Source organism: Streptomyces sp. NPDC098789 (genome assembly GCF_044759975.1).
Taxonomy (GTDB): domain Bacteria; phylum Actinomycetota; class Actinomycetes; order Streptomycetales; family Streptomycetaceae; genus Streptomyces.
The window spans coordinates 331,681-350,125 of record NZ_JBIWAJ010000003.1 but is presented as its reverse complement, the minus strand read 5'-3'; the positions used below and the strand labels follow the sequence as shown (position 1 = coordinate 350,125).

The window sequence follows — 18,445 nt, the reverse complement described above, 5'->3', positions numbered from 1 at the left end:
CCGTCAGGAGGGGCGAGAGGGCCGGGAAGCGGTGTCCCGGCGGGTCGCCGCCGCGTCCGTGACGTCCAGGAACACCTGGTCCAGCTCGGGCCAACGGCCGCTCACCTCGCGCCGGATCCGCACCATGGCGTTCTCCACGGTCTCGCTGTCGTAGCCCGGTGTCAGATCCACGCGCGCGGCCACCATGACCGAGCCGGGCGCCAGGCGCATCGTCAGCAGCGCGGGGACCGTGTCGATCTCCGGCTGCCGGTCCAGGAACGCGCGGACCTCCCGCTGGACCTCGGGGGTGGCCGCCTCGCCGATCAGCTGGACGCGGGCCGCCCGGCCGAGCACGTAGGCGACGTAACCGAGCAGCACGCCGATGAGGACGGAGGCGGTCGCCTCGTAGGCGATCTCACCGGTCACCATGTGGAGGGAGATGCCCGCGATCGCCAGGAGCACACCGGCACAGGCGGTGCCGTCCTCGGCCAGCACGGTCCGCAGGGCCGGATCGTGGCCCGCCCGGATCTCCGCCACCATGCCGCGCCCACCGGCCCGCGCCGCGCGCCGCACCTGGAACAGGGCCCGGCCGAGCGAGGCCCCCTCGGCGGCCAGGGCGAGGGCGAGCACGGCCAGCCCGATGACGTACCCCTCGCGCGGTGCGGAACCGCCCGAACGGAACGCCTCGACGCCCTGGAAGACCGAGAAGCAGCCGCCGGTGACGAAGATCCCGACGGCTGCGAGCAGCGACCAGAAGAACCGTTCCATGCCGTAGCCGAAGGGGTGGCGCGCGTCCGCGGGGCGGCGACTGCGCTTGAGGGAGGCCAGGAGGAACACCTCGTTGAGGCTGTCCGCGATCGAATGGGCCGCTTCCGACAGCAGTGCGGGGGAGCCGGTCACGACTCCCCCGACGGCCTTGGCGACGCAGATGACGAGGTTGGCGGCGAGCGCGACCCACACGGTCCTGCGCGTCTGTGCGTCCTGGCCGCCGCGGTCCCGCGCCGCCGGCGCCGTCATCCCCGTACGATCGCGCGCACGTTCTCGATGCTGCCGCAGTCGGCCGCGAGCTGCCGTTCGCGCTCGCGCAGGAACGCCTTCCCGAGCTCGGCCCGCCGCTCGGCGGGGACGTTCTCCCGGGCACCGTTGAGGATCGTGCGTTCCTCCTCGTCCAGGTGGTGCGAGACCGCCTTGGACAGGTCCTCCAGGCGCGCGTCCCAGGTGTCGGAGCCCTCCTCTTCCGAGACCTCCAGCAGCGCGAGGAGCGCCTCGTTGCCCTCGGCGTGCTCCTCGGCGCCGTGCTCCACCTCTTCGTCGTCGACGTTCTTGAACCGCTTCAGGGCGCCGTACACCTGCGCCTCCTCGGCCTCGCCGTGCGCGATGAGGAGCGCGGAGAAGGTGGCCAGGGCGCCCGCCCGATCCGCCTCGACGCTGCGCATCCGCCGGAAGAGGTCCTCCATCCTCCGGTGGTCCTTGAGGATCATGGCGACGACGTCCTGGTTCTCCTGCTCGTCCGCGGTCATGCCCGGATACCTCCTGCTCGCCGGAATTCGCTTCGTCCGGCGCCTGCTCGATGCCAGCCGGTCCAAACCCCGTGGCGGGCGACCGGATCGGTTTCGGTTTGTTCCCGGGCGACCGGGGCAGCCGCGTCGGAGACGGAAGAGAGCCCCCGGAACGGAGGCCAGAGATGTCGACCAATTCACTGATAGCCGTCATCGTCGTGGCAGCGGTCGTCGTGATCGCGCTCACGGCACTGTTGTGGACGTTGGCGAGACGACGCCACCTGAGGGAGAGGTTCGGGCCGGAGTACGAGCGCACCGTCACGGAACGGGGCGACAAGCGGTCCGCCGAGCGCGATCTGCGCGCCCGTGAGGAACGGCACGACCGACTGGACATCAAGGAGCTGTCGGACGGCCGCCGACACCAGTACGCGGACGAATGGAGCGGCGTGCAGCAGGAGTTCGTGGACCGGCCCGAAGGTTCCGTGGAGCGGGCCGACGAACTCGTGACCCGACTGATGGGCGAGCGCGGGTACCCCACCGAGGGGTTCGACGATCAGCTGCGGGACCTGTCGGTGGAGCACGGCCGCACGGTGGAGGAGTACCGGGCGGCCCACGCCGTCAAGGTGCGCAGCGGTGCGGGAAAGGCGACGACCGAGGAACTGCGCGGGGCGATGGTGCACTACCGCGCGCTGTTCGAGGAGCTGTTGTCCGACCAGAGGAGCCGGTGACGATGACGATGGACCATGAAGAACGACGGTCGGGGCGGACCTCCGGGCCCGTCCCGACGACGGAGGACCTCGCACGCGCGGCGCAGCAGCCCGCGGACCGGGACGCGGCCGTCTTCCCGGGCGAGGCCACGACCGCTCCGGGCCGGGCCGCGGCCCCGCCGGGCGGGGACACGGGCGGGCGGCGCGACCGCGACCAAGCGGGGCGGCCGCCGGCGGACCGGCCCGTCGGGGCCGTGTCCGAGGACGTCGGGTCCGCACCCGGGGCAGAGCGGCGCGAGAGCGTCGCCGGCGGCACGGAACCGCTGCTGGGCGTGACGGACGCGGAGCGCTACCGGACCAGGTGGACGGAGATCCAGGGCCGCTTCGTGGACGAGCCCCGGGAGGCGGTCAGGTCCGCCGACACCCTGGCGGCGGAGGTCATGCAGGCCTTCGCGGGCACGCTCGCCGATCACCGCGGCGGCCTGGAGAAGCAGTGGGACCGCGGTGAGGAGGTGGCCACGGAGGACCTGCGACAGGCGATGCGGGCCTACCGTTCGCTGGTCGACCGGCTGCTCGCCACCTGAGCCGCCGGACCGGGAGCGACACGACGGGGGACGGGCGTTCGCGCCCGTCCCCCGTCGTGTCGCGGCGTCCGGGCCCCGCGGCCCCGGGCTAGCGTGGGGCGATCGAGGGGCGGGGCGGACTGCAGGGTTGGAGCGAGCCGTGGCGGATCTGGACGCGTTCACCGACGCACTCGACTACCCGGTGTACGTGGTGACCGCGGCGGCCGGGGAGCGGACGGCCGGTTGCCTGGTGGGCTTCGCCTCCCAGTGCTCGATCGACCCGCCCCGCTTCATGGTGTGGCTCTCCAAGGCCAACCGCACGTACCGGATCGCCCGGCAGGCCTCCCACCTGGCGGTGCACACGCTGCGGGACGACCAGAAGCGGACCGCGGAACTCTTCGGGGGCCGGACGGGCGACGACATCGACAAGTTCGCGCACGTCGACTGGCACCGGCTGACCACGGACGGCGCGGACGCGCCGGTCCTCGACGACGTCCGGGCCTGGTTCCTCGGCCGGGTCGAAGCGCGGGTCGACGGCGGCGACCACGTCGGATTCCGCCTCGCGCCCGTCGCGGAGGGTCCCCCCGGCCCGGTGCGCCCGCCACTGCTGCTCTTCAGCGACGTAGCCGACCTCACCCCGGGACATCCGGCCTAGGGCGTGTTTCGAAAGTCCCTCCCCCAGCTACCGCTGGGAGGTGCCCCCGGGCTCGCGACGCCTGGCACCGCACCTCGCGGCGTTGTCGGAACGCCCGATTACGTCCAGTAGGCGGGCATTCCTCCGCCTTGCGCTGCACCGCACCGGACGCCGCGACCCAGCAAACCTTTCCGGCCACAGCACTAGGGGGTGGCCGAGAGCGGGGTGGCGATGTCCTCCAGGGAGCGGCCTTCGGCCGCGACCGCGTAGCGGACGGCCACCAGTCCCGCGGCCACCATGAGCCCCGCGCCGACGCAGAAGGCGAGCACCGCGTCGGACACGACCCCGCTGGCGGTCAGGCCGGCGAAGAGGAGCGGGCCCGAAATGCCGCCGGCCGCCGTGCCGATGGCGTAGAAGAAGGCGATGGCCATCGCCCGGGTTTCCATCGGGAAGATCTCGCTGACCGTCAGGTAGGCCGAACTGGCCCCGGCCGAGGCGAAGAAGAGCACGACGCACCAGCATGCGGTCATGGTCACGGCGGTGAGGCGGCCCGCGCCGAAGAGCCAGGCGGTGCCGAAGAGCAGCACCCCGGACAGGATGTACGTGCCGGCGATCATCGGCCGTCGCCCGACCGTGTCGAACATGCGCCCCAGCAGGAGCGGGCCGAGGAAGTTCAAGCACGCCACCACGGCGAAGTAGAAGCCGGTCACCCCACTGGAGACGTGGAAGAAGGTGACCAGGATGGAACCGAAGCCGAAGGTGATCGCGTTGTACAGGAAGGCCTGGCCCACGAAGAGGGACAGCCCGAGCACGGCGCGGCGCGGATACGAGCGGAAGACCGTCTTCGCGATCTCGCCGAAGCCGATGCTGTGGCGCTGCGTCATCGTGATGGCCCGCTCCGGCGCGGGCAGCTCGCGCCCCTGCTCCGCCTCCACCCGCCGTTCCACGTCCGCAACCAGCGCTTCCGCCTCCTCGGCCCGCCCGTGGATGATCATCCACCGCGGGCTCTCGGGCACGTGGCGCCGGACGAGCAGGATGACCAGGCCGAGCACCACCCCGAGCGCGAACGTCAGCCGCCAGCCCAGCCACTTCGGGAAGATCCCGGTGTCCAGGGCGAGGACCGAGAGCAGGGCGCCGGCGACCGCGCCGATCCAGAAGCTGCCGTTGATGATCAGGTCCACCCGGCCGCGGAACCTACTGGGGATGAGCTCGTCGATGGCCGAATTGATGGCCGCGTACTCGCCGCCGATGCCGAAGCCGGTGAGGAACCTGAAGAGGAAGAACCACCAGGCGGAGAAGGACACCGCCGTCAGCGCGGTCGCCGCCAGGTAGACACCGAGGGTGACCAGGAACAACCGCTTGCGCCCGTAGAGGTCGGTCAGACGGCCGAAGACCAGCGCGCCGGCGCAGGCTCCCGCGACGTAGAGGGCGGCTGCCATCCCGGTGACCTGGGCGTCCGTGATCGACAGTCCACTGCCGTCCTCCGAGATCCGGCTCGCGATGCTCCCCACGACGGTGACTTCTAGACCGTCCAGGATCCATACGGTGCCCAGCCCGATCACGATCATCCAGTGCCAGCGGGACCACGGCAGGCGGTCCAACCGGGCCGGTACTTCGGTGGTGACGGACACCGTCTTCGACTCGGTTCGCTCCGACATGTTCCCGCGTCTGCCCGGGCCGTCCCGGTGCAAACCGCCCGGCCGGGCGGGGCGGACCGGCGGACGTGCCTCGTCCGGTCGGCGGCAGCGGTGCCGGCGGTGGTGCCAGCAGCGGTGCCGCCGGCGGTGACGGCACCATCGCCCAGGGTGGGAGGATCGTCCAAAGCGGACGCGGTGGTGGGGGCGAAGGTGAACTCCGGGCCATCGGCTGATGGCCTGAAGGGGTCGTTGCGGAGCGCGCGGCTCCGCAACGACCCCCGATCGGCGACCTGTGCGATCTCCCCTAGTGCGGAACGACCGTGACGGTCTGTCGGGCTTTCACCGCGGGGCGCGGGGCCGGCACACGGGCCAAACTGGCGCTGATCATCGCCGCCGCACGACCCACGGCCCCGCCGAGCGGGGCGATCCGCTTGCCGTCCAGGGAGCTGGCGGCCACGGCCGCGACCACCTGGCCCGACGCCGAGAGGATCGGCGCGGCCACGCACGACAGCGGGCCCACGCACTGCCCGTACTGGAAGGCGAGACCCTCCTCGCGGGCCCGTGCGACCTCGCGCACCCACGTGGCCCGCGTCCACCCCTCGGGGTACCGCGTCACGGGAGTGGAGGCGGCCAGGACCAGCTCGGCCGCGCTCCCGGGCGGCAGCACGACGCCGGAGCGGAGCGGAAAGACATCGTCCACTTCGCCGCGTATGCTGCCGACGACGATGGTGTGGCCCGCCTCGGGCACCGACACGCTGAAGCTCAAACCACTTGCTGTGGAGGCGAGTTCACGCAGCGGTCGAGCCGCTGCCGCGCTGAGCGTGCGCGCGGGGTGCCATGCCTGCCCCAGTCGGAACGTCCTCGGGCCCAGACAGTACCGCCCTTCGCGGCTCTGTACCGCGCCGAGTGCGACCAACTGCCCGAGCAGGCGGTGGGCGGTGGCCTTCGGCAGTGCCGCGTCTGCCGCCAACCGGGTCAATCCCACCTCGTCGTCATGGGCGAGTACCTCCATCAATGCGAACGCGCCTTCGAGCACGCCACGGCCTTCTGTACTGGATCTAGCCATGAGAGGTTCCCCCGTCTCACGCTGGTCCCATCGATCGGATGGTTCCAGAATTCCCCGTTCGTCCCAGCTCAGGGGGTAGAGCGGTGTGTCCCTCCCCCGTCCGCCGGTCCGTTGAATGGACTAGATCATTGCCCGTGGTTCGAAATCGCGCCACTGTGTCATCAGCCAAGTGACGGACGTTACGACGCCCTCCGGGTGCCTTGACAACCGTCACGCCGGATCGAAACAAGGAGGATTCCTATGAGCGCCATCAAGACCAGCGCGAAGCAGTTCAAGTACGTCATGGGTGCCATGACGTCGGTGTTCTTCTCGTACTGCTCCGTCAGCTAACACACGGCACGCATGGGGGGTGGGGGCGGATTCCGCTCCCACCCCCTCGCTACATCCAAGGGAGCAAAGAGTGCTGGAGACCGGTGTCCGGCAGGTACGCGTGGCGCTGTCCATGGTGTTCGGCCGGCGGTTGAGCGTACGGGCCGTGGAGCGGCTGGTCGCCGACGCCCTCGCCACGCTCGAAGAGTTCGGCTCGTTGGGCGACGACGTGGACGAACTGGCCGACGGCCCGTTCGCCGACCCGGACGAGCGCAGGGACCTGCAGAACCGCGCGCTCCGGCGGACCGTGCGCAAACTCGCCAAGCGCTCGCCCTTCTACCGCGAGCGGCTCGCGGGAGTGGACCTCGACGCGCTGACCGTCGAGACGCTCACCAGCATCCCGGTGACCCGCAAGGCCGATCTGATCGAGCGCCCCGACGAATTCCTGTGCAGCCCGCCGTACTTGGCGACGCAGACGACCGGCACCACCGGCCGCCCCGTCCAGATCTGGCTGTCCCGCTACGAGATGGAACTCTGGCCCGCGCTGATCGCGCTGTCCCTCGTCCTGCGCGGCGAACTCGGCCCCGGCGACCGGATGCAGATCAACCTCAGCTCCCGCGCCACGGCCGCCGTGCAGGAGGACGTCGCGGTGTGCCGGCTCGCCAACGCCTCGTGCCACGTCGTGGGGCAGATACCGCCGGACGAGTCCGTCGAGCACCTGCTCGGCCAAGGCGGCGTCCAGCCCACCATCCTCACCGGCGCCCCGAGTTACCTGGGCCAGCTGGTGACCTCCGCACGCCGCAGCGGCTACGGCCCCGACGACTTCGGGCTGCGGGCGATCTACGGCGGCGGGGAAATGCTGTCGCGCAACCTGATGGACGCCCTGCGGGAGACCTTCGGGGCCAAGGTCGTCGGCGACGCCTTCGGCATGACCGAGCTGCTGCCCGTGGGCGGTCGCACCTGTAGCAAGCGCCACCTGCACATCGACCCCAACATGGGGTACGCGGAGGTGCTCGACCTGGACACGGGCGAGCCCGCCGCGCCCGGCCGGCTCGGCGCGCTGACCGTCACGCCGTACTACCCCTACCGGGAGTGCATGCCCGTCCTGCGCTACAACACCGGTGACGTGGTCCGCACCCTGGAGGGCGAGCCGGACTGCGAACTGTCGGTGGTCCCCGCGGTCTCCTACATCCTCGGCAAGGCCGGCCTGTTGCACCGCACCGACGACGGCATCGTGACCCCGCGCGACATCGTGGAGGCGCTCGACGGCACCCCCGGGCTGCCGTTCCCGCTGCGCCACCGGGCGAGCGTCGGGGACGACGGCCGGCTCCACGTGGAGGTCGCCGCCAAGGAGGTCACCGCCGTCGAAGTCGCCGAGCGGCTGCGGGAGCAGCACATCGACGCTGACGTCACGGTCCTGCCCTTGAGCGACGAAGAGGCCGCGCGGCGCTTCCCCCTCCGCTGCGACCTGACGGAGCACACCTTCACCCGGAGCCATGCATGAGCGTCTTCTTCCAGCTCGCGGTCACCTGCTTCCTGGCGCTCGCCGTGTGCGCCGGAGCGGTCTCCTACTTCCGCACCGTCCGCGCGGCGCGCCCGCCGGTCGGCGTCTTCAACGGCCGCGACATCTTCGTGATCATGGGCTTCGTCCTGGCCCTGCCGTACGTCTACCTGGCGCTGCCCGGCGGGGTCCTCCCGGTCGTGCTCGCCCTCGTCTTCGCGGGCGGACTGTCCGTCGGCTACCAACCCCTCATCGGCAACGGCCGCCTGCGCTGGGCACTGATCGCCGCCCTGATCGCGAGCGTGTACGTCTCCCACACGGCCTTCGGCGAGGCCGCGCCGCCCTACTGGGTGGCGAACAGCTGCGTCGTCGTCCTGGTCGTCGTATCCGCCACGAACCTCAACGTGCAGGGCGGCATGCGGCTGTCCAACGTCGCGTGGTTCCTCCTCGCCCTCACCGTGTACGACGCCTTCTTCGCCTGGGTCGTGCCGCTGACCGAGGAACTGGCCGACGCCGTCCAGGGCTATCCGTACGCCCCGGCCGCCGGTCTGCGCATCGGGGACGACCTGGGCGCCGTGGTGGGCATGGGCGACCTGCTCGCGTACGCCCTCTTCACCACCTGCGCCTACAAGGCGTACGGGAAGGTCGGGCTGCGCGTCGGGCTCGTGCTGGTCACCGTCTTCGGCGCCGTCGCGCCCGTGGTCGTGCTGAAGGTCATCACCGAGCTGCTCGGACACGAACCGGCGCTCATCCCGGCCCAGGTCGTCTTCGGGCCGGCGGCCTTCCTCGGCTACCGGTACCTGCGCCGCCGCGGCCCCGAGCGCCGCATGGCCGACGTGGTCCTGCCGCGCGATCGCGCGGCGGCCTCCCTGGCCACCGCGGGCTGACGGCGCGCTCCTCCCGCGGCGCCGTCAGTCGGCGGAGCCCGCGCGCAGCGCCGCGTCGACCGCGGCCTCGGCGTGCAGCCGGGCCGTGGGGAAGAGCGGTACGGGGCTGTCCGCGGGGCCGAGCAGGAGCTCGATCTCGGTGCACCCGAGGATCACCCCCTCGGCGCCCCGGGCGACCAGCTCGCCGACGACCCGCCGGTAGGCCGCCCGCGAGGCCTCGCGGACGACGCCCAGGCAGAGCTCCTCGTAGATCACCCGGTGTACGAGCGCACGCCCCCGCGGGTCGGGGACGAGGACGTCGAGCCCGCTCGCCGCGAGGCGGCCCCGGTAGAAGTCCTGCTCCATGGTGAAGGCGGTGCCCAGGAGCCCCACCCGGCTCAGCCCCGCGGCGCGGACGGCGTCCGCGGTGGCGTCCGCGATGTGGAGCAGCGGCACCGGGGTCGCGGCCGCGACGACGTCCGCGACCTTGTGCATGGTGTTGGTGCAGATGAGCAGCAGATCGGCGCCGGCCGCCGCCAGCGACCGGGCGGCGGCGGCGAGCGCCTCGCCGGCCTCGGCCCACCGTCCCTCGGCCTGGAAGCGTTCGATCTCCGCGAAGTCCACGGAGTGGAGCACGCAGCGCGCCGAGTGCAGGCCGCCGAGCCGCTCGCGCGTGCGCTCGTTGAGGATCCGGTAGTACTCGGCGGTCGACTCCCAGCTCATGCCCCCGATCAGCCCGATCGTCCTCATGCCCATGTCTGTGCCCATGCCCGTCCCCGTGCTCCTCGTGTGGCCACTGATGACACGAAGAGCATAAGTCAGGGTGTTGCTGTACCGGAAACCCATAAGGATCACTTTGATGATGGGTGGCCGGCTCGGCCCTGGAGGAGCGCCTCGACTTCGGTGGGTCCTGGCATCAGCCGCCGCTGCCCCGCCAGATGTTGTCGAAGGCCGCCTCCTCGACGGAGCGGCGCTGGCGTACGGCCGCCAGCTCCACCAACGCGTCGCTGACGGTGGCCAGTACGGTCGCCACGGCGTCGTCGTCCACCTCGGTCACGTCATCCACGTCGGTCACGTCGGTCAGGTCCGGCGCGTCCGCGGCCCGGACCCCGCGGGGCAGGACCCCGAGGGCTTGCGCGAGGGTCGCCAGGACGGGCTCGTCCGATGCCCAGCGCTCCGCGGCCCCGCTGCGCGCGGCCGAGTCGACCAGCTCCGCCTCGCCCGCCCGGAAGGAGAGCCCGCGGCGGCGCGGGCGGACGAGCTGCCCGTCCGCCTCCAACCGGGCCCGGTAGACCGCGGACAGGTCGCGCCCCCTGCGCCACAGCCAGTCGGCCACCGACTCGTGGGGCGCCTCGCGGACGATTGCTCCGGCGGCCTCGGTCAACAGCCGGTCGTTCGGCGCGGGTCGGTCGCCCGGCACGATGTGGTCACCGTCCAGCAGGACGGTCCCGGCGGCGAGGAGGTCGATCACCTCGGCCCCGGCGAGCGCGAGCGAGAGCTCGCCCTGTTCGAGCGGCCGGCCCGCCTCCATGTCCGTGGCGACGATCAGCAGGTCCCGAGGTGTCGTCATGAAGAGCCCCTTCCGGTGGTGGGCGGTCCTGCGTCGATTATGGATCGGCCGGGCCCCCGATCGCCGCCCGACAGCGCTGCGGTCGTGCTCCGTCCGCGATTCGTAAGGACTGTCACAGGGGCGTGCGATCGTGGGCGCCGTGAACGAACGGGTGGAGCGGGTGGACGAGCGGGATCGGATCCTGGCGGTCGTGGACCGCGAGGAGGCCGTGCGCCGGGGATGGCTGCACCGCATCGCGACGACGATCTGCCGCGATCGGCAGGGGCGGGTGCTGGTCCACCGGCGGCCCGAGGGCACGGCCCGGTTCCCCGGTCTCCACGACGTGATGTTCGGCGGGGCCGTGGCGGTCGGCGAGTCCTACGAGCAGGCGGCGACCCGGGAGTTGGCCGAGGAGCTGGGCATCCACGTGGCCGTGCGCCCCGTGTGCAGGTTCCTGTGCCGAGGGGCCATCAGCCCGTACTGGCTCGGTGTGCACGAAGCCGTGATCACGGGCGGGGTGACGCCCGATCCGGGCGAGGTCGCCTGGCACGCCTGGCTGACGGAGCCGGAGTTGCGCGAGGCGGTGCGGCAGTGGAGCTTCGTGCCGGACGGGCAGGAGGCGTACGGTCGTTACCTCGCGCAGCGGGGCCAGGGCCCGGCCCCCGGCGGGCCGGGGGCCGGTCAGTGATGGCCGTGGACGACGGCGTGGCCCTTGCCGCGGGCGATCATCCACTTGTTGACCGGCGTCGTGAGCAGGAAGGCGATGACGAAGCCGCCGAGCAGTGAGGTCCAGAACAGGGCCTCGTCCAGGTGGGCGTCCATGGCACCCGGGACCAGGGCGATGATCCCGTTGTCGACGAGTTCCATCACGACGATCGAGACGGTGTCGGCGGCCAGCGCGACCTTGAGCGCGCTCCGGACGCCCAGGCCGGCCCCGCGGATCGCGAACAGCGTGAGGGAGTAGCCGAAGACGAAGGCGAGGACGATCGCGAGCACCATGGTCGCCGCGTTGCCCCACCCGAGGGCGGTCCCGACGGCCATGCCGAGGATCTCGCCGATGGCGCACCCGGTGAGGCAGTGCAGCGTCGCCTTCGCGGCGGCTCCCCAGGTGACCTCGCCCGTACGGTGACCCGCGTGACCCGCGTGACCCGCGTGTGTGCCCTGCTCGTGTGTGCCTTGCTCGTGCGTGCCGTGGTCGTGAGTGCCGTGGTCCATGTCCGTCATCCCCGTCCGTTCGCGTCCCCTGTGGGGCCGCGCTCCCGCGGACCCACAGAGGGAACCGTATACCCCCCTGGGGTATTTCGCGAGGTGTTCGGCGGCCCGCCGCCGGCGTCCCCTCAGCCGAGGGTCGTCGCCAGCAGGGCCGCCGTTTCGGCGATCAGGGCGTCGTCGGCCGTGGCATCGGGCGCGTGCTTCGTCGTCAGCACGGTCATGACGACGGGCGGCCGGCCCGGGGGCCAGGCGATGCCCGCGTCGTTGTTGGTGCCGTACCTGCCGCCCCCGGTCTTCTCCGCGACGAGCCAGTCGGCGGGCAGGCCGGCCCGGAGCTTCGCGCCGCCCGTGGTGTTGGCCAGCAGCCAATCGGTGAGCCGCGTGCGGTCCGCCGGTGTGAGCGCCGTGCCGAGGGCGAGGCGCGCGTAGGTCCGCCCGAGGGCGAGGGGCGTGGAGGTGTCCGTCGTGCGCCACGGCTCGGCCGAGTTCAGGTCCGGCTCCCAGCGGTCGAGGCGGGTCGTCCGGTCTCCGACGGACCGGCAGAAGCGGGTGATCGCGTCCGGCCCGCCCAACGCGCGCAGGAGGAGGTTGGCGGCGGCGTTGTCGCTGTAGCGGATCGCGGCGGCACACAGTTCCTCGACGGTCAGGCCGCCGGCGAGGTTCTCGGGCCGGCCGGTGACCGGCGCGTACCCCGACGCGGTGACGTCCGCCTCCGTGTACCGGATGCGGTGGGCCAGGTACTCCCCGTCCCGGTCGAGGTCGCGCAGCACGGCCGCGACCGCCAGCGTCTTGAAGGTAGAGCAGAGCGGGAAGGCCTCGGTCGAGCGGTACCGGACGCTCCGCCCCGTCGCCGTGTCGTGGGCGAACACCCCCAGCCGGGCGGAGTACCGCCGTTCGAGGGCGGCCAGCCGCAGGTCGAGCGCGCCCTCGCCGTCGGGGGCGGCGGGGGCGGCGTACGCGCTGCCGCCCGCGACCGGGCCGACCGCCAGCGCGGCCCCGACGCCGGCGCCCCAGGTGAGGGCCGTCCGTCGGGAGGGGGCCGTGCCCGATGCGTTCGCCTTTTCCGTGGTGCTGGAGGTGCTGGAGGTGCTGGAGGTGCTCAAGGGTGTCCCATCCCGTGCGTCGGGGTCACTGGTACAAAGCGGTTGCTCTGGGAGCGCGCCCGGAGTGGCTCCGTGTGCCGCGTGGTGTCCGCCCCCTTGACTGGGGGCTTCCCGTACGCCGACGTTCCCCTACGAAAGGCATTTTCATGCGCTCCGTAGCCTCCGCACTGACCGCCCTCGCCGCCTTCGCCGTCGTCCTCGGCGGTGCCTCCGCCGCCAGCGCCGATGTGAACGTGATCGTCCCCGAGGGCAACTCGTACACGCTGGTCTTCGGCAACTGGACCCAGTTCGCGGCCGACGACGTCTTCAACGCCGGTCACAACAACACGGTCGGCTCCAACAACTGACCTGGCCTGATCCGGCCTGATCCAGCCGGATCAGACCCGGCCGCGGCCCGCGGGCTCGCCGTTCGACGGCGGGAACGCGGGCCGCGCCGGTTCCTGTGCCTGCGTCGAAGGCCGTACGGGCGGCGCGGGCAGCGGCGGGAGGGTCGGCTGGTACAGCCAGGCGGCGAGCAGGTGCTCCACCGGCTCGGTCGCGTAGCGGGCCGCATGGGCGGTGAATCCCGCGGTCGTGACCACGCCGTGACGGTGCGCGGTGGCCCAGTCGCGCAGCATCCGGAAGAACGGGCCGTCGCCCAGGGCGCAGCGGACGGCGTGCACGGCGAGGCCGCCGCGCTGGTAGAGACGGTCGTCGAACATCAGCTTGCGCCCGGGGTCGGCCAGCGTGAGGTCCTGCGGCTGCGCGGCCAGCAGCCGGTGCGCGGAAGCCGCCAGGTCGTGCGCGGTGCGGCCGCCGGAGCGCTCCGACCAGAGCCACTCCGCGTACTTCGCGAAGCCCTCGTTCAGCCAGATGTGCCGCCAGTCGGCGATGCTCACGCTGTTGCCGAACCACTGGTGCGCCAGCTCGTGGGCGACCAGGCGTTCCGAGCCGCGGGCGCCGTCCACGTGGTTGGCGCCGAAGAGGGAGAGCCCCTGGGCCTCCACCGGAACGTCCAGCTCCTCGTCGGCGACGACCACCACGTACTCGCCGAAGGGGTAGGGGCCGAAGAGCTCCTCGAACAGCCGCATCATCTCGGGCTGTCGGGCGAAGTCGCGGGAGAACCGGGTCAGCAGGTGCGCCGGCACGTGGGCGCTCTGCGGAACACCGCCGAGCCCCGGGTCCCCGAGCAGCACGGTCTGGTAGGTGCCGATCGCCAGCCCGACCAGATAGCTGGAGGTCGGCGCGGGCTGCTCGTACACCCAGGTCGTGGTGGAGGCCTTCGTCGTCCGGGTGAGCAGCCGCCCCACGGCCACCACGGTGTAGGGGGAGGGCACGTTGATCGAGATCTGGTAGGAGGCCTTGTCGGCGGGCCGGTCGTTGCAGGGGTACCAGGACGGCGCCCCGACCGGCTGGCTGGCCACCAGCGCGCCATCGGTCAGCTCCTCCCAGCCGATCCCGCCCCACGGGCTGCGGACCGGCTTGGGGTTGCCCACCCAGTGCACGTCCACGGTGAAGGCGGTGCCGGCGGGCAGCGGCTTGACGGGCCGCACCAGGAGTTTTCCGGCCCGGTGCACGGAGTGCGTCGGGCGGCCGTCGACCAGGACCCGCCCTATTTTGAACTCGGCCAGGTTCAGGTGGAACTCGGTGAGCGGAGCCCGGCCCGCGATCGCACTGATCCGGGCCGTCCCGGCGAGCCGGTTGGGGCGGGGGCGGTATTCCAGAGCCAGTTCGTACCGGTGCACGCGGTAACGGGGGTCTCCGTTGGCCGGAAAGTACGGGTCGGATGCCGTGGTCGTCTGGCCGCTCATTGACGTTTCCCGTTCCCTGCGCTGTGCCCGGGCCCTCTCAGGTCCGCCACGCCTCGATCGGATTGCCCAGCCAACGGGTGCCGGCGGGTACGGATTCACCGGCCATCACGAGCGAGGCGGGACCCAGTGTGCTGTGGGCGCCGATCGTGCTCCCGGGCAGGACGATGCCGCCCGGGCCCAGGGTGGCGCCCTCGTGGAGGACCACAGTATCCGTCCTCAAGATCCGGTCGTGGAAGAGGTGCGTCTGCAACACGCAGCCCCGGTTCACGCTGACCGCGTCGCCCAGCGCCACCAGGTCCGTCTCGGGCAGCCAGTAGCTCTCGCACCACACGCCCCGACCGATCCGCGCCCCGAGTCCGCGCAGCCACAGGGACAGCAGCGGCGTACCGGGCACCGACCCGGCCAGCCAGGGCACGGCGAGCACCTCGACGAAGGTGTCGGCCAGTTCGTTGCGCCACACGAAACCGCTCCACAGCGGGTGCTCGCCGGCCCGGTGGCGGCCCACCAGCAGCCACTTCGCCGCCACGCTCACCGTGCCCGCGGCCGCGCCCGCGGCGAGCAGCACCGCCCCGGACAGCAGCGCGGTGAGCCCGGTGCCCAGCGCGCCCGGGGCGCTCAGCGCGCACAACGCCGCCACGGTCAGCACGGCCAGCGCCGTCGAGCAGAAGACCGGCAGGAGGCGGCACAGCTCGACCAGGCCGCGCGCCCACAGCAACCGGGCGGGCGGTTCGTAGGTCCGGCTCTGGTCGGCGTCCGCGGTGGACCGCGGCAACCGGACCGGCGGCAGGCCCAGGTAGGAACTGCCCTTCTTGGCCTTCTTCGGGGTCGCCGACAGGACGCCGACCAGCCCGCCGTCCGGCACGGTGCGGCCGGGTGCGGTCATGCCGGAGTTCCCGAGGAACGCCCGGCGGCCGATCGCCGAGTGCCCGATCCTGATCCAGCCGCCGCCCAGTTCGTACGGGGCGGTCAGGGTGTCGTCGGCGAGGAACGCGCCTTCGCCCACGGTGGTCAGGCTCGGCAGCGCGAGCACGGTGGAGACCTCCGCGCCCCGGCCGATCTTCATGCCGAGCAGCCGCAGCCAGACCGGCGTGATGAGCCCCGCGTACAGAGGGAAGAGCGTCTCCCGGGACAGGTCCATCAGCTGGGTGATCGTCCAGGCCTGCCAGCCGACCCGGCTGTGCGTGGGGTGGACGCCCGTGCGCAGCCCCAGGCTGAGCAGCCGTACGGAGACCAGGAGCAGCAGTGCGTAGGCGCACCCGAAGGCCAGCGCCCCGGGGACCACGGCGAGCAGGGCCCCGCGCAGGGCCGCGGCGGCGCCCGCGTCGGCGGGCACGAACCGGCTCGCCACGAGCAGCGCGGGCAGGGCCGCCAGCACCGGCAGGGCCGTCAGGCAGAACCCGGACGCCCCGTAGGCGGCGCCCCAGCGGAGCGGGCGCGGCGGCCGGTTCCCGGGCCAGTTGTGCTTCGCCTTGCCGAGCTTGACGGCGGGCGCCCCGGCCCACCGCTGGCCGGTGGGGACCTGGCCGGCCACCGCGGAACCGGGGGCCACCTCGGCCCGCTTGCCGACCCGCGCGCCGGGGAAGAGGAGGCTGCGGGTGCCGACGACGGCGCCGGCGCCGACCTTCACCGGGCCGATTTCGAGCCGGTCCCCGTCCAGCCAGTGGCCGGCGAGGTCCACCTCGGCCTCGACGGCGCAGCCCCGACCGAGCTTGAGCATGCCGGTCACCGGGGGCAGCGCGTGCAGGTCCACGTCGGGACCGATCTTGGCGCCCAGCGCCCGTGCGTAGCGCACGAGCCAGGAACCGCTGAGCGAGGTCGCACCGGCGTACTCGGCCAGCCGCTCGGCCGTCCACAGCCGCAGGTGCACGCTGCCGCCGCGCGGGTAGTGCCCCGCCGTGACCCCGCGCAGCAGCAGCCGGGCGCCGCCCGCCGCGATCGCGAGCCGGCCGGGCGGGCTGAACAGCAGCACCGCGCCGGCGCCGACGAGCCACCAGGAGGCGGTGGGCGCCCACGGGTAGGACCCGAACAGGTGCAGGACGTTGCCCAGGGCCAGCAGCGCCACCGTCCAGCGCAGCCCGACCAGGGTGAAGAGGGGGAGCAGCAGCAGCGACTGCACCAGCTGGGACCGGAGCGGGACGGGTGCGACGACCCGGGCCGCGCCGTCGTCCCGTACCGACTTCTCCAGGCGCCGGGCCAGTTTGCGCAGGGTGGGCTGCTGATAGATGTCGAGGACGGCCGCGCGCGGGTAGCGGGTGCGCAGCCGGGTGGTGAGCTGGGCGGCGGCGAGGCTGTTGCCGCCGATCGCGAAGAAGTCGTCGGCGCCGCCGCTGACGGTCACGCCGAGGGTCTCGCTCCACTGCTCGGCGAGCCAGGCCTCGGTCCCGTACAGCTGTTCGGTGGGGCCGGTGGTCTCCAGGTCGGGCAGCGGCCAGGGCAGGGCGTCGCGGTCCACCTTCCCGGAGGTCCGGGTCGGCAGTTCGTCGACCGGTGCGAGCAGCGGCACGAGCGCGGCCGGCAGCTCGGCGCGCAGCCGCTCGACGGCCGAGGCGCGGTCCCAGCCCTCCTGGGTGACGAGGTACCCGACGAGCAGCTGGTTGCCGCTGCGGGCCGTGCGGACGGCCGCGGCCGCGCCGGCGACGCCGGGCAGGGCCTGGAGCGCGGAGTCCACCTCGCCCAGCTCGATCCGGCGCCCGCCGAGCTTGATCTGCTCGTCGCCGCGGCCGAGGAAGACCAGCCCCTCGGGTTCGGCCCGTACGAGGTCCCCGCTGCGGTAGGCGCGCTCCCAGCCGAGGGACTCCAGGGGCGCGTACTTCTCGGCGTCCTTCTGCGGGTCGAGGTAGCGCGCCAGGCCGACGCCGCCGATCACCAGCTGGCCGCTGCCGCCCATCGGGACGGGTTCGCCGGCCTCGTCGACCACCGCCAGCTCCCAGCCGTTCAGCGGGAGGCCGATCCGGATCGGCTCCGCTCCGGTGAGCAGCGAGGCGCAGGCGACGACGGTGGCCTCGGTGGGGCCGTAGGTGTTCCAGACCTCGCGCCCCTCGGTGACCAGGCGCTGGGTCAGCTCGGGCGGGCAGGCCTCGCCGCCGAAGATCAGCAGCCGGACCTCGTCGAGGGCCTCGGGCTCCCAGAGGGCGGCCAGCGTCGGCACGGTGGAGACCACGGTGATCTCCTGCTCCATCAGCCAGGGGCCGAGATCGGCGCCGCTGCGCACCTGGGAGCGCGGTACGGGCACGAGGCAGGCGCCGTAGCGCCAGGCCAGCCACATCTCCTCGCAGGAGGCGTCGAAGGCGACCGACAGCCCCGCCATCACCCGGTCGCCGGGCCCGATCGGCTCCTCGACGAGGAACAGCGCGGCCTCGGCGTCCACGAAGGCGGCGGCGCTGCGGTGGCTGACGGCCACGCCCTTGGGCTTGCCGGTGGAGCCGGAGGTGAAGATGATCCACGCGTCGTGCTCGGGGCCGGGGCGCGCGGCGTCGACCGGACCGCGCGCCGGGCCGGTGAGGTCGATCCGGTGCCCGGCGCCCAGCACGGCCCGGACCCCGGCCTCGCCGAAGACCAGCTCGGCCCGCTCGTCGGGGTCCTCCGCGTCGACCGGCACGTAGGCGGCGCCGGCCGCGAGCACGGCGAGGATCGCCACGTACAGCTCGTTGGTCCCCGACGGCACCCGTACGCCGACCCGGTCGCCCGGTCCCACCCCGGCGGCCGCCAGGGCGCGCCGGCGCCGCTCGACCTCGACGGCCAGCGCGCGGTAGGTCAGCCGCTGGGCGCCGTCGTCCAGGGCGGGCTCGTCCGGGTGCGCGCGGACGGTGGCCTCGAAGACGTCGATCAGGGTGCGGGTCGGGGCCGCGGGCCCCGCGGCGAAGAGCGCGGACTTGCCGCCGTCTCCCCGCTCCGGTGCTCCGTGCTCCGGGCTCCCGTCGACGAGCAGTGTCCGTTCACCGTTCTCGGGTGTGGCTGCCATCGGCCCTCGCGTCTCGGTCCCGGAAACGTCCGGGTCGCCGGTGGAGCCCAGGTTTGCCAGGGTTGTTCC

Annotated in this window: 17 protein-coding genes; 7 read left to right on the top strand and 10 right to left on the bottom strand. The window is 72.8% G+C overall.

The genetic code is table 11. The features are described from left to right. Window positions 1-3: 3 nt before the first annotated feature. Together ACIQWR_RS09040 and ACIQWR_RS09035 are read right to left on the bottom strand one after the other, a co-directional pair. Window positions 4-996 carry a cation diffusion facilitator family transporter gene (locus tag ACIQWR_RS09040; RefSeq protein ID WP_404006069.1) on the bottom strand — a complete coding sequence of 331 codons (993 nt, stop codon included), beginning with the start codon at window positions 994-996 and terminating at the stop codon, window positions 4-6. After that, window positions 993-1,499 carry a hemerythrin domain-containing protein gene (locus tag ACIQWR_RS09035; protein WP_404006068.1) on the bottom strand — a complete coding sequence of 169 codons (507 nt, stop codon included), beginning with the start codon at window positions 1,497-1,499 and terminating at the stop codon, window positions 993-995. The genes ACIQWR_RS09040 and ACIQWR_RS09035 overlap by 4 nt, the downstream gene beginning before the upstream one ends. Before the next feature lie 164 nt (window positions 1,500-1,663). Between ACIQWR_RS09035 and ACIQWR_RS09030 the strand changes: the two genes are divergently transcribed. The 3 genes from ACIQWR_RS09030 to ACIQWR_RS09020 all read left to right on the top strand — a co-directional run bounded on the left by ACIQWR_RS09030 (window position 1,664) and on the right by ACIQWR_RS09020 (window position 3,403). After that, window positions 1,664-2,206, top strand: coding sequence for a hypothetical protein (locus ACIQWR_RS09030; protein WP_404006067.1), 543 nt, complete (start codon window positions 1,664-1,666; stop codon window positions 2,204-2,206). A 2-nt stretch (window positions 2,207-2,208) separates the two neighbouring features. Further along, the gene (locus ACIQWR_RS09025; RefSeq protein ID WP_404006066.1) at window positions 2,209-2,769 is read left to right on the top strand and encodes a hypothetical protein; all 561 of its coding nucleotides are present in this window, start codon (window positions 2,209-2,211) and stop codon (window positions 2,767-2,769) included. A 139-nt stretch (window positions 2,770-2,908) separates the two neighbouring features. Continuing rightward, the gene (locus ACIQWR_RS09020; RefSeq protein ID WP_404006065.1) at window positions 2,909-3,403 is read left to right on the top strand and encodes a flavin reductase family protein; all 495 of its coding nucleotides are present in this window, start codon (window positions 2,909-2,911) and stop codon (window positions 3,401-3,403) included. Window positions 3,404-3,585: 182 nt separating this feature from the next. Here the strand turns inward: ACIQWR_RS09020 and ACIQWR_RS09015 are convergent, their stop codons facing one another. Beyond that, entirely contained in the window at window positions 3,586-5,040 is a 1,455-nt protein-coding gene (locus ACIQWR_RS09015) for an MFS transporter (protein WP_404006064.1), read from the bottom strand. A gap of 283 nt (window positions 5,041-5,323) precedes the next feature. Beyond that, a complete protein-coding gene (locus ACIQWR_RS09010) occupies window positions 5,324-6,085 on the bottom strand; it encodes an IclR family transcriptional regulator (RefSeq protein ID WP_404006063.1) in 762 nt (253 codons plus the stop codon). Window positions 6,086-6,485: 400 nt separating this feature from the next. On the opposite strand from ACIQWR_RS09010, the gene ACIQWR_RS09005 reads away from it, so the two are divergent. Together ACIQWR_RS09005 and ACIQWR_RS09000 are read left to right on the top strand one after the other, a co-directional pair. After that, window positions 6,486-7,898 (top strand): phenylacetate--CoA ligase family protein, encoded by a 1,413-nt coding sequence (locus ACIQWR_RS09005; protein WP_404006062.1) that lies wholly within the window; start codon window positions 6,486-6,488, stop codon window positions 7,896-7,898. Then, a complete protein-coding gene (locus ACIQWR_RS09000; RefSeq protein WP_404006061.1) occupies window positions 7,895-8,782 on the top strand; it encodes a hypothetical protein in 888 nt (295 codons plus the stop codon). The genes ACIQWR_RS09005 and ACIQWR_RS09000 overlap by 4 nt, the downstream gene beginning before the upstream one ends. Before the next feature lie 24 nt (window positions 8,783-8,806). On the opposite strand, the gene ACIQWR_RS08995 is transcribed toward ACIQWR_RS09000, so the two are convergent. Beyond that, window positions 8,807-9,511: an aspartate/glutamate racemase family protein gene (locus tag ACIQWR_RS08995; protein WP_404006413.1), complete on the bottom strand. Its 705-nt coding sequence runs from the start codon at window positions 9,509-9,511 to the stop codon at window positions 8,807-8,809. Window positions 9,512-9,677: 166 nt separating this feature from the next. Continuing rightward, window positions 9,678-10,331, bottom strand: a complete 654-nt coding sequence (locus tag ACIQWR_RS08990) for a GPP34 family phosphoprotein (protein WP_404006060.1) — start codon at window positions 10,329-10,331, stop codon at window positions 9,678-9,680. A 139-nt stretch (window positions 10,332-10,470) separates the two neighbouring features. Between ACIQWR_RS08990 and ACIQWR_RS08985 the strand changes: the two genes are divergently transcribed. Next, window positions 10,471-10,998 (top strand): NUDIX hydrolase, encoded by a 528-nt coding sequence (locus ACIQWR_RS08985; protein WP_404006059.1) that lies wholly within the window; start codon window positions 10,471-10,473, stop codon window positions 10,996-10,998. On the opposite strand, the gene ACIQWR_RS08980 is transcribed toward ACIQWR_RS08985, so the two are convergent. Together ACIQWR_RS08980 and bla are read right to left on the bottom strand one after the other, a co-directional pair. Continuing rightward, the gene (locus ACIQWR_RS08980) at window positions 10,992-11,525 is read right to left on the bottom strand and encodes a DUF4396 domain-containing protein (RefSeq protein WP_404006058.1); all 534 of its coding nucleotides are present in this window, start codon (window positions 11,523-11,525) and stop codon (window positions 10,992-10,994) included. The two genes, ACIQWR_RS08985 and ACIQWR_RS08980, sit on opposite strands and share 7 nt — an antisense overlap. Before the next feature lie 122 nt (window positions 11,526-11,647). Further along, complete coding sequence (bla, locus tag ACIQWR_RS08975) at window positions 11,648-12,511, bottom strand: class A beta-lactamase (RefSeq protein ID WP_404006411.1); 864 nt, start codon at window positions 12,509-12,511, stop codon at window positions 11,648-11,650. Window positions 12,512-12,771: 260 nt separating this feature from the next. Here bla and ACIQWR_RS08970 point away from each other — a divergent pair, with 260 nt between their 5' ends. Next, on the top strand, window positions 12,772-12,972 hold the full coding sequence (locus ACIQWR_RS08970; protein ID WP_404006057.1) for a chaplin: 201 nt from the start codon (window positions 12,772-12,774) through the stop codon (window positions 12,970-12,972). Between the two features lie 30 nt (window positions 12,973-13,002). Here ACIQWR_RS08970 and ACIQWR_RS08965 read toward each other — a convergent pair whose 3' ends face one another. Beyond that, on the bottom strand, window positions 13,003-14,415 hold the full coding sequence (locus tag ACIQWR_RS08965) for a M1 family metallopeptidase (RefSeq protein ID WP_404006056.1): 1,413 nt from the start codon (window positions 14,413-14,415) through the stop codon (window positions 13,003-13,005). A 37-nt stretch (window positions 14,416-14,452) separates the two neighbouring features. Further along, complete coding sequence (locus ACIQWR_RS08960) at window positions 14,453-18,376, bottom strand: Pls/PosA family non-ribosomal peptide synthetase (protein WP_404006055.1); 3,924 nt, start codon at window positions 18,374-18,376, stop codon at window positions 14,453-14,455. Window positions 18,377-18,445 lie beyond the last annotated feature (69 nt).